This is a genomic window from Phaeodactylibacter sp. (assembly GCF_040219495.1).
GTDB lineage: Bacteria > Bacteroidota > Bacteroidia > Chitinophagales > Saprospiraceae > Phaeodactylibacter.
The window spans coordinates 70,209-85,447 of the sequence record NZ_JAVJSK010000011.1 but is presented as its reverse complement, the minus strand read 5'-3'; the positions used below and the strand labels follow the sequence as shown (position 1 = coordinate 85,447).

Here is a 15,239-nt window from a genome sequence, read left to right as displayed (position 1 = left end):
TCTAGTCGAAAACTAACATTTTTTTGGTTAGACGAGGCACGAAAACCGGAGTTTAGCCTTAGCTAAATGAGGATTTTCGGGACGAAGTATAAGCAAAAAAGTGTAGTTTGCAGGCCGATTACTAAAGTCCCAACACGCTCTTAACCAAAACGCATTGAATCTTTTGGCGAACAACCAATCAGACCGACAGGGCTCCGGCAGCCCGATCAATGCCGCTGACAAGAGCAGCATCTTATTTGAACAGCTTCGCAGGGCTGATGTCGCGGCTATACAGGAACTGGCTGCCAAAGTATTACCGGAAGTTCAGCATAAGGTCAAAAAGTTCGGTTTAGCTAAAGAAGATGTTCAGGAGATCCTCAATGATTCGATTCTAATCACATTGAAAGCCATTCGCCAAGGCCGGTTTGAGCTTCAGGATTACCATCCGGCCGCCTATACCAAGAGTGTTGCCCGCAATTTGATTGCCAATCGGGTACGTTCTAAAAAGACAGCCCTGGAGCTTCAGGAAACCATGGGCGGGCAGTCAGATACTGACCCGGAAAGCGACATCATCAGTAAAGAAAGACGGGCAATTGTACGTGAACTGCTCTCCCGGTTAGGAGAAAACTGCCGCAGGGTGCTATTGCTCAAATACTTTGAACGCCTAAAAGACAAAGACATCGTTACCGGTAATCTGACCCCATACTCTACTGTGAACTCCCTGAAGAGCAAACGAGGGCAATGCCTAAAGAAACTAGCCGAAATGGCACAAAAAGCAGGTATCACTAAAGCCTTTTGAAAATTTCGACTTATGGATATAAACGAGATTGATCAATATTTATCCGGTGAAATGAAAGCCGATGAGCAAACTGCCTTTGAAAAGAAAATGCAGGACAACCCCGCTCTGTCTGAGCAGGTAGCCGACCTGCGCCTCTTGACAGAAGGCATTGAAGATGTGCTGCTGGAAGACCGGATTTCAGAAGCCCTTACCGGCCTGCCAAAACCTGAAAAGCAGAACCGTTCTTCCTGGTGGCTTGGCGCAGTGCTCCTCGTGGGCGCAGCTATTCTAGGGGTGGTATTCTACCCGTCTGAAGAAACCAACCGCCCCCCCGCTGAGCTGCCCTCCTCTGATTCAACAATAGCTACCGACAGCTTGAGCACAGCGGAGGAAGCCATCCCGCCGCCGCCTCCTGTTAAAAAAGAAAAAGAGGTCCCTCAAGGCCCTATCGCGAGCAATGAGCCCACTGAAGCGCTACGGCCTCTACCCTACCCGGCCCCAAAGCTCAGAGGCACCGGACAAGAAACCGACAGCGTACGTCAAGCCATCCTCAATTCAATTTGGCACACCCCCTACCCACCGGAAAGTCTGAGTGTTACTGACCGGTTTCAACCAATTCATGAATTGCTCCAAAACCGGGATTTCTCTAAATCCTATGCCCGTTTGCAATTCATGGAAAGGCAAACGCCGGAAAATGACACCTTGTTTTTTCTGAAGGGGTACTGCCTTTTGGAAAGCGGGGAAGGCAACGATGCGCTCCGCTATTTTGACCAAATCAAGAACAGGCAGCCGTTCGGAGCAGATTTACTGGAATGGTACCGCGGTCTGTCTTTGCTGCTTATGGGCGAAGATGAAAAAGCAAAGCGCACCTTCCTTAAGATTTCGGAAACCCCGGATCACCCTTTTAAGCGCTACGCTGCAAGTGCGGTGGAAAAATTGAAATAGATACAAACTCCATTTATTGCAAGCTAGTGCTCTGTAAAGTATCAAATAACGGGTAATCTGTGGCCTCTTTTTGCCCAGTTCTGCGTCACGCCTGCTTGTGTCTCGTCGCCTGTGGGCTCTGGCCACCGGAGACCGAAGTATCGATACGCAGGCAGGTCACCACTCCTTAGCTACACGAAGAAAGAGAATTAGAGGGTTCCCTTTCTGAGGTCGAGGATCCTGGCGCTCTCCCGCTATTGAACGGGACATATCTTGATCTGGCCAAAAACCTAACCCATGGTCTTTACAACACCTACATTAATGAACTCTAGTAGATAAACATTATCTTCTGAGCGCGCTTAAAAAACCTTATTCAGATTATCCACCAACCCATAAAAGATGAAAAACATCTCCATTTTAACCTTCCTTTTCACCCTAGGGGCTAATGCTTATTCCCAAAACAACTCCTTAACAGTATTGGACAGCCTTTTGCATATTTATGACCAAAAGTACCAAAACAATGAGTTTGAGGAAGCGCTAACGGCCATTATTGAAGCGGACTCCATCGTATTATCCGATTGGGGAGCAGGCGACCTGCGGTACGCTGACCTGCAACAAAACAGAGCGCTTGCCCTGTTAAACATGGAGCGCCCTTCTGAATCCATTCCCTTTTTTCAAAAATCCCTTGACATTAGAGAGGCGGCTTTGGGGGCAGCGCACCTCAAAACCGTGCGTAACCTTGCCGGGCTGGGAAGAGCACACGCACAGATGGGGCAATTTGAGCAAGGGGAAAAACTACTGTTCCGCGCCAAGTCTGTCCTTGAAGAAACCGGCACCACCGATGGCATTGATTATGCCAGGCTAATGCTTGATTTCGACTACCTGTATTTCAGAAAAAGTGACTTTGAAGAAGCCCGGAAATATTCCCTCAAAAGTCTTGAAATACGGGAGCAGAAAGGCTTTACCAACAACCGGGATTATGCCTCCAACCTATTGAACCTGGCCATGATCCACAACCGGATGGGCGAGTACCTGACAGCGGAAGGGTACTTTCTAAGCGCCAAAAAAGCCTTTGAAGTTTCGGTAGGTAAATTGCACCCTGCCTACGCAGCTTGTCTCCTGGATTTTGCGATCAATTACCAACTAAAAAACGAGTTCGAAAAGGCGGAGCAATACTACCTGGAATCACTCCGCATCACCGCAGAAGCTGTAGGTAACAACAGTCTGGATTATGCTAAAAACGCCGAAGGGCTTGCCCACCTTTATACCCGGATGGGCAACTTTGAAAAAGCCAAACCCTTGTACCAACAGTGCATGACTATTAAAGAGGCCCACTTTGGGCCTGCGCACCCGGACTATGGTCTTTGCTTGCTGAATATGGCAGGTTATTATTTTTCTACTGGCAACCTGAACGAAGCAGAAAAATACTCCGAAGAGGCCTTAAGCATTATGGAGCCCGTACTGGGGAAAAATCATCAGTATACGATTTCAATCATGATGAACCTCTCTATGCTTTATGAAATACAGGAGAAATACGAACAGGCAGAGCCTATGATGGCAGAAGCCCTTGAGCTGTTGGAAACAAAACTTGGGGCCTCACACCCAAGCTACGCGGTCAATCTCATGAACTTAGGCAGTTTACAAACCGCCCAGGGCAAATATGAAGCTGCAGAAAGCAACCTGCTTTCTGCTCTGAGCCTACTACAGGATGCCGTCGGAAAAGAAACTCATGAATACACTTCATGCCTTGATGGATTGATCTCTTTACTGGCAAAAACGGGCCAGTATATCAGGGCGCTGACTTACATTCATGAAAATAGCGACATCCAGAGCAACATCATTTTACGTGGGGCGCAGCACCTTTCGCAAAGTGAACTCACGGCCTACACCAATACTTTTTCCGGATACCTGCATCAGCATTTTGCAGTGCTCCAAAAGGCAGCTCCAGGACCTGGAAAAGCCACTGAAAAAGCATACGATGATGTTCTTTTCTATAAAGGCTATTTGCTCGCTATGGCCAGCCGGGTGAAACAACTTTCTATACAAGACCCCGCCCTGTCGGCCAGGCAGCAACAGCTCTCCGAGCTCAGGCAACGACTCTCTGCCGAATACGCCAAGCCACCTGCTGCACGTACAGGGGTGCAAACGCTGGAAGACGAAACCAACGCCATTGAAAAATCGTTGGTCACATCTGTAGCCAGTTATGGAGAAACGTACCGTCAGGTCTCCTGGCAGGAAGTACAGCAAATACTCCAGCCCAATGAAGCAGCCGTAGAATTCGTGCGCTTCGAACAGCGTACGGAAGAGCCGCCGGGTTATGCAGCGCTCATTATTAAGGCTGGGGAAACGAAGCCGGTTTTTGTCCCCCTTTTCCAGGAACAAAGCCTCATCCAACTTATGAGGCCCGTAGAAAAGGGGCGCATAAAAAGCATCAACCAGATCTACGCCTGGAGCACCAATCCGACGGCGCCATCCATTTATGAGCTGTTATGGGCGCCTCTGAAAGCGGTGCTCAAGGACACTAAAACGGTTTATTTTTCACCCGATGGGCTGCTGCATCAGTTGAACTTTGGCGCTATCGCGGCCACTCCGGACAAAGCCCTGACCGAACAGTACCATTTAGTCAGGCTCCGTAGTACCCGTCAACTTGTATTTGATCAACAACAGCGTTCTGAAAACGGCCCTGCTGCCCTCTTTGGTGGCATTAAATACGAGCCGGATATTCCCCCCTCCGAAAAACCGGAGCGTACGGCCACCAAAAAAGCAGCTCAGCCTTACAACCGCACAACACCCCGATCCAGGGGAGAAACCTGGGCCTACCTCGACTGGACCCAAACCGAAATCGAAACCATTGGGCTGATAGCCGAAGACGCCGGCATGGCAGCTGATATGTTCACCGGTCATTCTGCTACCGAGGAATCCTTCAAAAAACTAAGCGCGGGTATTGCCCCCCCTCAAATCCTGCATATTGCTACACATGGCTATTTTTTCCCGGCGCCGGCAGAGGAGGCTTCAACCGGTAATGAGTTCCAGGCTTCGGAACACCCTATGATACGCTCGGGCCTCATCCTGGCCAATGGCAACTTCGCCTGGAAAAATGGCGAACCTATTGCGCCCGGTAGAGATGACGGCATACTGACCGCCTATGAGATTGCCCAAATGAACTTAAACGGTACCGAGCTCGTAGTCCTTTCAGCCTGTGAAACCGGACTGGGCGAAGTCAGGGGCATCGAAGGTGTGTACGGGCTGCAGCGTGCATTCAAGCTGGCTGGAGCCAAACACATCATTATGTCTCTCTGGCAAATACCCGATTTCCAAACCCAGGAATTCATGACCGCCTTTTATTTCAATTACCTCACTAAAGCATTGCCGATACCAACGGCTTTCCGTGCAGCACAGCTGGAACTTCGGAACCGCTACCCGGAGCCCTTTTTTTGGGCGGGGTTTGTACTGATGGAGTAAAGGGATGTTATAGATTTACCTTGTGGTTTGCAAAAGCCCGGGCGTCAGTTTAATTGACGTCCGGGCTTTTATTTACGCCCCCTCTCATTTTTTTTCAAAAAAAACAGCTGTAGCCATTGACCTTTTTTGATTGCCCTACATAAGGAAGCGAAACGGTTCAGAAAGGGCAGCATTCGTCCTTTTTCAAAACCTGAATAACCCTTAATCTTTAAACTATTGATCATGAGACAAGTAATTTTACTCCTTTCTGTCATGCTTTTCGCTTCACCATTTTTTGCACAAATCACCATTGAGCGTTCGGATTACACCCTTACCACTAATGGAGCAACTGTCGACGCATGGACTATGGAGACCAATGGCGCAGCAATCCCGGCTGAAGGCCCCAATGTGGTGTGGGACTACAGCGGGCAAGCCTTGACGGGCCTTTCAAATTATACGAAGGAGCCTATTGCTTCCGACCCCGTTTTCCCAGACGCGAACTTACTGGAAGCTTCCACCGGACTTGCACTTGACCTGGTAGAACAAGGCGTGGATTTCTATGAAAGACTGGACGATGAAGGCTACAGCGTATTAGGCAGGATCGTTGAGCAGCTTACCCTCCCAGCCCAAAGCCTGACTGGGGGCCCCAATGACACCATCACTTTTTTGGGCTCTACCAATGTGTATGAAGAACCCATCTACTACCTTAAATTCCCGCTCAATTATGAAGACTCCTGGAGCACTGAAATAAATATCCAAGGTAATTTTTTGATGACCGTCACTGCTTTCGGGCTTGACCATGTGCCAGCCAGCTCAAATTACAACTATGCAGAGACTGAAAGTGTTGTGGGTTTCGGCACCCTCATTCTTCCTCACCCTGATGGCCAGGGTACAGTCAGCATGGAAGCCCTGCTTCTTAAAGGGACAACTGTACGGACAGATAGTTTTTTCCTCGCCGGGCAGCCCGCCCCACAGATCATGCTTGATGCTCTTGGGCTACAGCAGGGCGCTGTCACAACGTATTCTAACTACAACTTTTTCACAAAAGGAATAAAACAGAGTGCGCTGTCTCTAAGAACGGAGGGGGGCCAAATCACAAGGATGACTATAACCGATGAGATAAAAGACATTGTCAGCTCCATTGGATTTACCCCTGAAGACCTCATAGATACTCGTGTTTTCCCAAATCCGAATACCGGTACCTTCCAGGTTAGCTTTGAAAAGGCGGACGCCCGCAATTGGACCATTAGCCTCTATAACCCGCTTGGACAATTAGTGAAGCAGGAAATTATTGATGCGCCCCATGGACCTATCACAGAGGAAATTTCATCGCCGGCTTCCGCTTCTGCCGGGTTATACCAATACGTCATCCGAAATGCAGATAAAAGAATCCGGGCTTCTGGCCAGGTCCTCCTAAGATAATCCGGTATAACCCTGGAAAATACAAACCCTATAGCCCGTTGAACCGCCTTTCCAAGCAAATAGAAGAAGGTGATTCAGCGGGCTTTTTTATGTTTAATAAGTTAGGGCGTGCTGGGGAAAGCCCACCCTAACGCTAAGTCAAGTATTAGGCGGGGCTTCACCACAACCGCCTAATTTCAACCCAAGATAAGTTAGGGCACAAGGGGAAAGCATGCCAACGATTATCCTTCCCACATTTTTCGTAAATTCGCGAACAAACGATCGTTTGTACATCCAAATAAAACCAAACCATGCCCAATACCAACCTTCACAACTACCTCCTTGGCCAGTGGATGCCCCACGAGGGCGAAGGCTTTGCCCAATACGATGCTGTCACCGGTGAGCTAATTGCCACCTGCGGGAGCGAGGGGCTCGACTATGCCGCCATTATGCAATACGCTCGCCACGTGGGTGGTCCCAATTTGCGGAAAATGACCTTCCGCGAGCGGGGGCAGATGCTCAAAAAGCTGGCACTCTACCTGCACAGCATCCGCAAAAAATACTATCCGCTTAGCTACCGTACGGGCGCGACCAAGGGCGATAGCTGGATTGATATCGATGGCGGGATCGGCACCTTATTTGCCTACGCCAGCCTGCGCCGTCAGTTCCCTGACAAGCCTTTCCATATTGATGGAGAGGCGGTGGGGCTGTCCAAAGAAGGGACGTTCATCGGCCATCACATCATGGTGCCTAAGCATGGCGTTGCTGTGCACATCAATGCCTTCAACTTCCCCATCTGGGGGATGCTGGAGAAGCTCTCGGTCAATCTGCTGGCTGGCGTGCCTGCCGTGGTGAAGCCCTCTGAAATTACGTCCTTCCTTACCGAAGCTATGGTACGCGACATCATTGCCTCGGGTATTTTGCCTGAAGGCGCGGTACAGCTGGTGTGCGGAAAAGGCCACGGCATTCTGGATACTCTGAGCGAACAGGACACGGTCACGTTCACGGGCTCTGCCTCCACCGGCCGCAAGCTGAAAGCCCTGCCTAATATCATCGAAAATGCCGTCACTTTCAATATGGAAGCCGACAGCCTGAATGCAGCTATTCTGGGCGAAGATGCGGTACCCGGCTCCCCCACTTTCGACCTGTTCATCAAGGAGGTGCGGCGGGAAATGACGGTCAAATGCGGGCAGAAGTGTACGGCCATACGGCGCATCATCGTACCGGAAAACCTGGTGGAAGATGTGCAGTTGGCGCTAAGCCAGCAATTGCAGAAGACGACCATCGGCAACCCCACAGTGGAAGGGGTGCGCATGGGGGCACTAGTCAGCAAAAAGCAACTCGAAACCCTGCGGCAGCGCGTACAGGAACTGGCCGGAGAAACCAATATCGTATACGGACAGACCGACGGCTTTGAAGTCATGGGCGCCGATCAGGACAAGGGCGCCTTCTGCTCCCCCATCCTGCTACTCAACGACGATCCGTTCAATAAGCAGGGCGCCCACCATATTGAGGCATTCGGGCCGGTGAGCACCCTCATGCCCTACAAGCAGCTCGATGAGGCTATTGCGCTGGCGAATATGGGAAAGGGCTCCCTCGTGAGCACTGTAGCCACTGCTGATGAGACCATTGCAACCGAGTACGTGATGGGCGCGGCGGCTTACCACGGCCGCATTCTCATCCTCAATGAAGAAAGTGCCAAAGAAAGCACCGGGCATGGCTCCCCTATGCCTCTGCTGGTGCACGGCGGGCCAGGCCGGGCCGGTGGCGGAGAGGAGATGGGCGGCGTACGGGGCGTGAAGCACTACCTGCAGCGCACAGCCATTCAGGGGCACCCCACCATGATCACGGCAGTGACGGGACAGTACCAAAAAGGTGCAGCCTACAAAGAAAAAGCCATCCACCCTTTCCAGCAGCATTTTGAAGATTTGGAAGTCGGTGAGACGCTCATTACCGCCAAACATACCGTTACCGAAGCGGACATCGTCAACTTTGCGAATGTGAGCGGTGACCACTTTTACGCCCATGTGGACGAGACCTCACTGGAAGGGACGATCTTCGAGCGGCGGGTGGCGCATGGGTACTATCTGTTGTCCAAAGCAGCCGGCCTGTTTGTGGACGGGCGGAAAGGCCCCGTTTTGCTCAATTACGGCATTGAAGATTTCCGTTTCACCAAACCGGTTTATCCGGGCGCAACCATTGGCGTGCGCTTCAGCTGTAAGGAGAAAATCCGTCAGGAAAAGCGGGACGAGGAGGACATCCGCAAAGGCATCGTCAAATGGATGGTGGATGTGTACGACGAAACCGGCGAGACGGTGGCGATCGGCACTATTCTTACAATGGTAAAAATGCGCGACCAGCGTTAATGGTCCATCCAGGCTTTAAAATCCCCCGCCCGGTCGATGCTCACGATGGTATCCTGTTCCTCATCGGGCGGTGGATTTAGTTTTAGCTTCACGCGGCTGCGCGACCAGGCGATCATCTGCCCGATGGCGGTCATGCTGACGATGTACTTCCGGTTGATCCGGAAAAAGCGGCTGGGGTCCAGATTAGGCTCCAGGCGGTCTAAGCTAAGGTCAAGGTCATAAGTCTTCCCAGCATAGGTACGAAGGAAGGTGCTTTTGTGGGCAGAGAAAAAATAGGCAACCTCAGCGGTTTCCACTTTCCTAAAAACCTCCCCCACCTGTATCAAAAAGCGCTCCCGGTAATTGTGCCGGGGCTGCATCGCCTCTTTCAGGGCACTGAAATCAATCGCAAAAGCCGTACGCAGGGACTGGTACTTATTCAACGCCTCTTCCAGGTCAGTGCGGCGGATAGGCTTGAGGAGGTAGGCAATACTGTTCAGCTCGAAGGCCTTGATGGCGTATTGGTCGTAGGCCGTGGTCAGGATAACCGGCGTGGAAACCGGCACCGATTCAAAAATGGAAAAGCTTAGCCCGTCCGACAATTGAATATCAAGGAAAATCAGGTCGGCGCGATGAGTGCGCAGCCATTGGGTAGCGTTTTTTACGGATCCCAGGGTTGCCAGGATCTCTGTATCCGGGGCGATTTCCAAAAGCAGCCGCTCCAGGCGTTGTGCGGCTACCGCTTCGTCTTCAATGATTACTGCTTTCATCCGGTTTCCATTTTGATTAGCGGCAGGCGGGCTTCATATCGATCAGACCCCATGATGAAGGCCGGGCGCTCCGCACTCACCATTTGATAACGCTTAGCCAGATTGCGCTGCCCAAGCCCTGCCGAGTAAGTATTCGAAACTTTGGGCTGTAAGTTATTCCTTACCACCAATTGCCCGTCTTCAACCGACACCTCAATGTGCAGGGGCTGACTGGCATTAGCGATGTTATGCTTGATGGCGTTTTCCAGTACTACCTGCATAGACAATGGGGGCATAAGCTGCTCCAGGTATTCTGCGGGCACGGCCATTTCCACCCGGACGCCTTCCCCATACCGCATCTGCTGCAGGGACAGGTAAGAGTAAGCAAAGCGCAGCTCCTCTTTCAGGGCTACCACTGGTTGTTCGATAGTTTCCAAAACATAACGATAAATCATGGAGAACTCATCAATAAAGTCCTGAGCTTTGGCTTTGTCCTGCTCGATCAGCCCTGACAATACATTCAGGCTGTTGAACATAAAGTGTGGATTGATCTGATGCTTGAGCACCTCAAAACGGATTTGCGAAAGCTCCTGCTCCAGCGCCTGCGCCCGCTCCTGAGCGGCACGGTTTTCCCAAAAGGATGACATCCCTTCCAGAATGGCCATAAGCACGATATTGACCACCGAAAAAATCAGAGCATTATAGAGTAAGACCTTGGAGAGTGGGTTTTGGTAAGGGTGGAGGGCATTGGCTGTGAAGGTCGCAGCAAAACCTACCAACAACGCTACAACTACCGTCAGCAACAATTGCAGCAACAGGCGCTCCGGCACCCGGGCACTCCACGGCACCCACCGGTTGAGCCACTGAATCAGCCAAAGGTCAGGAAAAGCCATCAGACTGCCGGCGATAAGGCTAAGCAGGATACCCCGGCCCAGGCGAATGCCGAAATGCGCCCAGCCTGACAAAGGGTAAAAGCCCGTAAAGTGGTTGTAAGACACCACAATTAACTGCACCCCAACAGCAAGCGCCAGCATCAGGAACAATAGCTTCCTGATTGGGAACGGACTGGAAATACGATAAGCCTTCATGATGCACTGCTTCTAAGGTGGGAAAATACAAAACAGAAAAGACCGAAGGAATGATAAAAAGCAGCGGTCCTGACGAAGCTGCGCTTGTCAGGACCGTCGGGTGATTCTTGCTTTCAATTAAAAGGTTTTACGAATGCCCACTCTTGCGGAAAGGTAGCGTAGGTCTAGTCCGGTAACCGTCGCCCCGGTATCCAAATCCCGGTTGAGGGCGTGGAATTTTACGCCAGGCGTCAGGCTCCATTTCCCGCCAATTGGGATATTCACGCCGGCGGCGGCTTGTATGCCCCAGCCGTGCCCGGTATCACCGATTATTTCCCCACTATTATCCTCCACTTCCAGGTGGTTGTAAAGCGCCCCTGCTCTCAGGTAGTAGCGGATGGCAGACTGTGGGAAGGGATGCTCAAAAGTCAGCCCCATCACGTAGCCCGTTTCCTCGTAATCCAGTTGATCATTGCCGGCAAAGTGTGCCCAGCCCCAGCCGGCGTAGAGCCCGGTATGTTGCAGCAGGCGGTAGTGTAAAGTGGCTTCCAGGTTGAGGCCCGTTTCCAATTCGGTGCCGCCGAGTTCCTGCATAGGGAAGCCGGCTCCACCATTCAGTTCAAAGCTCCACCGGCTGCCGTTGTCTTGTGCCTGGGCATTGATAAGGATAAGGGCGAAGAACAAAGTGATGATTAACCATTGCGTTTTCATGATTCTCTAATTTTGGTGACTGTTTTTCGTTGTTTACAGTTCAAAAGTAGCCCCCTTTCCACCCCATTAAAAGGAAAACCGGACGAGGGTGTGCAAGTGGCGACCGAACCTGCTGTGGTGCAGGATGAATGTGTATGATGAAGTTTGTTACATTTGCGCCATGAAGCGCATACTCTTTACCGGGCCGGAATCTACAGGCAAATCCGCCCTCGCTAAACGGCTGGCTGAGGAATGGGGCACCGTTTGCGTACCGGAATACGCCCGTACCTATCTGGAGCAATTGGGCCGTCCTTACACCGAAGCGGACCTCCTGACTATCGCCAAAGGGCAATTGCAATGGGAAGACCAATATGCCGAAAAAGCTTCTGGTTTCCTTTTCATCGATACGGGTATGCTGGTGATAAAAGTCTGGTCGGAATTCAAGTACAACCGCTGCCATCCCTGGATTCTGGAGCAACTGCAACGCCGGCAGTACGACCTATGGGTGCTCTGCGGCATTGACATCCCATGGGAGCCTGGCCCCATGCGGGAAAACCCCAACGAGCGGGAAGCCCTGTACGGCATCTACCGGCAGGAACTGCGACAGCTAGGCGTACCCTTTATTGAACTCTGGGGCAGCCGGGAAAAGCGGGTGGAGCGGATGCGGGAACTACTTACTCATACCGATACCTAAACTCATAAGCTCCCGGCACCGCCTCAAAAGTCACAGCCCCATTGACCTGCTGAACGTTCGAAAAATCAGAGTGAGACAACAGCGGGCCTCCATCGGCTTCGACCGCAGAAAGATTGGCATTAGGCAGCTCGATTACCGCTGTGGTATTGGGTGGAATGGCTACGTTAAGTACCAGCTCACCCGCCATTAAGGACCAGCCGGAGGCAATCTTGCCGTAGGGGGAATCCAGGGAAGCTTTGGCGTATCCTAACCGGGCATCAGGCTGAGGTTGGATGCGGATTTTTCGGTAGCCAGGCTCCAGCAGCTCAATGCCGGCCACTACTCGGTACATCCAGTCGCCGATAGCGCCGTAGGCATAGTGGTTGAAAGAATTCATCCCGACATCCTGAAAGGTGCTGTCGGGGCGCTGCCCGTCCCAACGCTCCCAGATGGTGGTGGCGCCCATCGTCACCGGATACAGCCAGGAAGGGTAGGATTTTTGCAGCAGCAGATCATAGGCGACTTCCGTGTAGCCGTGATCGGAGAGGACGTGGCACAGATAAGGCGTGCCCAGGAAGCCGGTAGACAGGTGATTTTTACGCCTGCGGATATCGTCAACCAGATGGGCGGCAGCTTTGGCACGCAACGGCTCCGGCAGCAATCCAAATTGTAGCGCCAGCACATAAGCCGTTTGGGAATCGGAGGCAATACGGCCGGATGGGGTAACATATGCTTTCTGGAAAATGGCCTTGACCGCTTCGTAGACGGCCCGGTACTCCATCTCCTCTTCTGTTTTCCCCAGTACGCCAGCCGCCTGAGACAGTAAATGAGCGGAGTGCGCAAAAAACATCGTGGCGATCATATCCGGATCGGTGTAGCCATCGGGGGCGGTGTGGTTATTGCCGTGGGGCTTGTAAAACAGCCAGTCACCAAAAACGCTCCCACCTTTCCACATCAATGCATCACCAGCCTGCTCCCGGATGTACTCTACGTAGGCCTTCATCGAGGGATACTGCGCGGATAGCAAGCTCGTATCGCCATACACCTGGTACAAATCCCAGGGGATGATCGTCGCCGCATCGCCCCAGCCGGCGGATACACCATTATTACGCAGCACGTCAGGAATCACGAATGGTACTCCCCCATTCTCCAACTGATCGGCGTGCAGGTCTTTCAGCCACTTGGTGAAGAAAGCCGCTACATCCATATTAAAGGCAGCGGTGCGGCAGAACGCCTGCGCATCGCCCGTCCAGCCCAGGCGCTCGTCCCGCTGCGGGCAATCGGTTGGGACATCCAGAAAGTTGCCTTTTTGCCCCCAAACGATGTTGTGCTGCAGCTGATTAATGAGGGAATCAGAGCATTCGAAGGTACCGGTCGGCTCCATCGCGGAATGAATAACTACCGCCGTCACGTTTTCCGGTTGCAATTCGCCGGGGAAACCCTCCAGAGCGATGTAGCGAAAGCCCATGAAGGTGAAGCTTGGCTCGTACACTTCCGTTGCCCCACCCCTGAGGGTGTACGTCAGCGCAGCTTTGGCGGCACGCAGATTGGCGGTGTAAAACTCCCCTTCCTTGTCGAGCACTTCGGCGTGCCGGATGGTCACGGTGGTGCCTGCTTTGCCCACTACCTTCAGGCGCACCCAGCCCACCAGGTTTTGGCCAAAGTCGGCCACCAAGGTACCGGACGGAGTGCGGAAGATGGTGTCCGGAGCCAGTTCCTCCACCTTCTGCACCGGTACGGAAACGGCGCCAATGAGGTTGGATTTAGAATGGCCCGCCACCGTTACCAGCTGCCAATTTTGGTCGTCGAAGCCCGGTTGGCTCCAGCCGGTGGGCTCCAGGCGGGCATCGTAGGTTTCGCCGTTGTAGATGCTATTCATGCGGATGGGGCCTTCGTCAGTACCTGTCCAGCTACCATCCGTCAGGATCATCTCTTGTCGGCCGTTTTCGTAAGTGACCTCGATCTGTGCAATGGCCCCTACCCTTTTACCGTAGAGCCCCCAGTTATCCATCCAGCCCATCGCACCCCGGAACCAGCCATCGCCCAGGTGAAGGCCCGCTGCATTGTCGCCATTTAACAGTAAGTCTGTCACATCGTACACCTGGTACTGAATGTGGTCATCATAAGCCGTCCAGCCCGGCGTAAAGACCTGATCGCCCACCTGCTGCCCGTTCAGGAAAAACTCGTAGAGCCCACGGGCCGAGACATAAGCCCGGGCGCGGGCAATCTTCCCCTTTAGTTTAAATGCCTTCCGCAGCAGATAAGCGGGCCCATCCTTTTCCTCCACCTGCTCGGGTTCTATCCATTCGGCCTGCCAGTCGTCAGCGCGCAGCAGCCCCATTTCCCAAAAGGCAGGAGCTGACCAATCCGATACTTTGCCCTGATTGCTCCAGACTTTCACCCGCCAGTAATAGTGCTGACCAGAGGCCAGGGCTTTACCCTCATAAGGCAGGAGTACCGAAGTGCCTGAGGTGGTTTTGCCGGTGTCCCAGACCAGGTTGCTCTTTTTAAAATCAGGCCCGGTAGCCACCTGAATCGCGTAGGCTGCCTGCATCAGCCCGGGGTCATCGCCCCAGAGTTTCCAGCTCAGCCGGGGCTTTTGGGCGTCGATGCCGATGGGGTTGGCTTTGTGCTCGCATTGTAAGCCGTAGATGCTCATAGAATGTAGTACAGTAGTGAGTAAGCACGTTAATACTGTAGTGGTTAGAATTAGTCGCATTTTCTTGGAATCTTGATTAGTAAAACCAGAACGCTCATTTTCTGAGGCTTCTCTAAAAATCGGACTAAAGACTCAACATTCCAAAGATTTTGAAAAGAACACAATGAGAAAAAAGAGGCTATTTGAGATGCTGGAACCAATAAAACAAGAGGCTAATTAGTGGTTAAATATCAAAACAATTAAACAGCACCCTACATTGCAGGTTGCCAAAAAAACAGCTACCTTTATTTTTGGTTGATTCGACAAAAGAGCAACTTAAAATGGTGGAGGTACTAAATAGCGCTAATCATTTGCCTTAGAATCCTTCTTCCTAAAAGCATTAACCTCACTCGATAAGACTAGTACACCGTGTAATAAATTTTCAAGCATTTTGAAGGGCTCTTTTTCCCTCACTCATCGTTGCGTGCTCGCCTTCGTAGCTTAGGCTACGAGGCTCCGCAGCGCCTTGATTGAGGAAAAAATACCCTCGTTCA

10 protein-coding genes are annotated in these 15,239 nt (G+C 51.9%); 6 read left to right on the top strand and 4 right to left on the bottom strand.

Going from position 1 to position 15,239, the window contains the following annotated elements:
- Positions 1 to 163 precede the first annotated feature (163 nt).
- From RIC19_RS02275 to paaZ, 5 genes are all read left to right on the top strand, one after another.
- Positions 164 to 778 carry an RNA polymerase sigma factor gene (locus RIC19_RS02275; RefSeq protein WP_350176409.1) on the top strand — a complete coding sequence of 205 codons (615 nt, stop codon included), beginning with the start codon at positions 164 to 166 and terminating at the stop codon, positions 776 to 778.
- A 12-nt stretch (positions 779 to 790) separates the two neighbouring features.
- On the top strand, positions 791 to 1,702 hold the full coding sequence (locus tag RIC19_RS02270; RefSeq protein WP_350176407.1) for a hypothetical protein: 912 nt from the start codon (positions 791 to 793) through the stop codon (positions 1,700 to 1,702).
- 378 nt (positions 1,703 to 2,080) lie between these two features.
- Positions 2,081 to 5,143: a CHAT domain-containing protein gene (locus RIC19_RS02265; protein WP_350176405.1), complete on the top strand. Its 3,063-nt coding sequence runs from the start codon at positions 2,081 to 2,083 to the stop codon at positions 5,141 to 5,143.
- A 222-nt stretch (positions 5,144 to 5,365) separates the two neighbouring features.
- Positions 5,366 to 6,544: a T9SS type A sorting domain-containing protein gene (locus tag RIC19_RS02260; protein ID WP_350176403.1), complete on the top strand. Its 1,179-nt coding sequence runs from the start codon at positions 5,366 to 5,368 to the stop codon at positions 6,542 to 6,544.
- Between the two features lie 290 nt (positions 6,545 to 6,834).
- A complete protein-coding gene (gene paaZ, locus RIC19_RS02255) occupies positions 6,835 to 8,889 on the top strand; it encodes a phenylacetic acid degradation bifunctional protein PaaZ (RefSeq protein WP_350176401.1) in 2,055 nt (684 codons plus the stop codon).
- Here paaZ and RIC19_RS02250 read toward each other — a convergent pair.
- The 3 genes from RIC19_RS02250 to RIC19_RS02240 form a co-directional block, all read right to left on the bottom strand.
- The gene (locus RIC19_RS02250; RefSeq protein ID WP_350176399.1) at positions 8,886 to 9,638 is read right to left on the bottom strand and encodes a LytR/AlgR family response regulator transcription factor; all 753 of its coding nucleotides are present in this window, start codon (positions 9,636 to 9,638) and stop codon (positions 8,886 to 8,888) included. The genes paaZ and RIC19_RS02250 overlap by 4 nt on opposite strands.
- A complete protein-coding gene (locus tag RIC19_RS02245) occupies positions 9,635 to 10,705 on the bottom strand; it encodes a sensor histidine kinase (protein ID WP_350176397.1) in 1,071 nt (356 codons plus the stop codon). The genes RIC19_RS02250 and RIC19_RS02245 overlap by 4 nt, the downstream gene beginning before the upstream one ends.
- Positions 10,706 to 10,822: 117 nt before the next feature.
- Entirely contained in the window at positions 10,823 to 11,395 is a 573-nt protein-coding gene (locus RIC19_RS02240; RefSeq protein ID WP_350176395.1) for an outer membrane beta-barrel protein, read from the bottom strand.
- Between the two features lie 160 nt (positions 11,396 to 11,555).
- On the opposite strand from RIC19_RS02240, the gene RIC19_RS02235 reads away from it, so the two are divergent.
- On the top strand, positions 11,556 to 12,068 hold the full coding sequence (locus tag RIC19_RS02235) for an AAA family ATPase (protein WP_350176393.1): 513 nt from the start codon (positions 11,556 to 11,558) through the stop codon (positions 12,066 to 12,068).
- Here the strand turns inward: RIC19_RS02235 and RIC19_RS02230 are convergent.
- Positions 12,049 to 14,766, bottom strand: a complete 2,718-nt coding sequence (locus tag RIC19_RS02230; RefSeq protein WP_350176391.1) for an alpha-L-rhamnosidase — start codon at positions 14,764 to 14,766, stop codon at positions 12,049 to 12,051. The two genes, RIC19_RS02235 and RIC19_RS02230, sit on opposite strands and share 20 nt — an antisense overlap.
- Positions 14,767 to 15,239 lie beyond the last annotated feature (473 nt).

Coding starts and splice junctions, on each gene's coding strand:
- RIC19_RS02270 (WP_350176407.1), top strand. CDS start 791: ATGGATATAAACGAGATTGATCAATATTTATCCGGTGAAATGAAAGCC.
- RIC19_RS02265 (WP_350176405.1), top strand. CDS start 2,081: ATGAAAAACATCTCCATTTTAACCTTCCTTTTCACCCTAGGGGCTAAT.
- RIC19_RS02260 (WP_350176403.1), top strand. CDS start 5,366: ATGAGACAAGTAATTTTACTCCTTTCTGTCATGCTTTTCGCTTCACCA.
- paaZ (WP_350176401.1), top strand. CDS start 6,835: ATGCCCAATACCAACCTTCACAACTACCTCCTTGGCCAGTGGATGCCC.
- RIC19_RS02250 (WP_350176399.1), bottom strand. CDS start 9,638: ATGAAAGCAGTAATCATTGAAGACGAAGCGGTAGCCGCACAACGCCTG.
- RIC19_RS02245 (WP_350176397.1), bottom strand. CDS start 10,705: ATGAAGGCTTATCGTATTTCCAGTCCGTTCCCAATCAGGAAGCTATTG.
- RIC19_RS02240 (WP_350176395.1), bottom strand. CDS start 11,395: ATGAAAACGCAATGGTTAATCATCACTTTGTTCTTCGCCCTTATCCTT.
- RIC19_RS02235 (WP_350176393.1), top strand. CDS start 11,556: ATGAAGCGCATACTCTTTACCGGGCCGGAATCTACAGGCAAATCCGCC.
- RIC19_RS02230 (WP_350176391.1), bottom strand. CDS start 14,766: ATGCGACTAATTCTAACCACTACAGTATTAACGTGCTTACTCACTACT.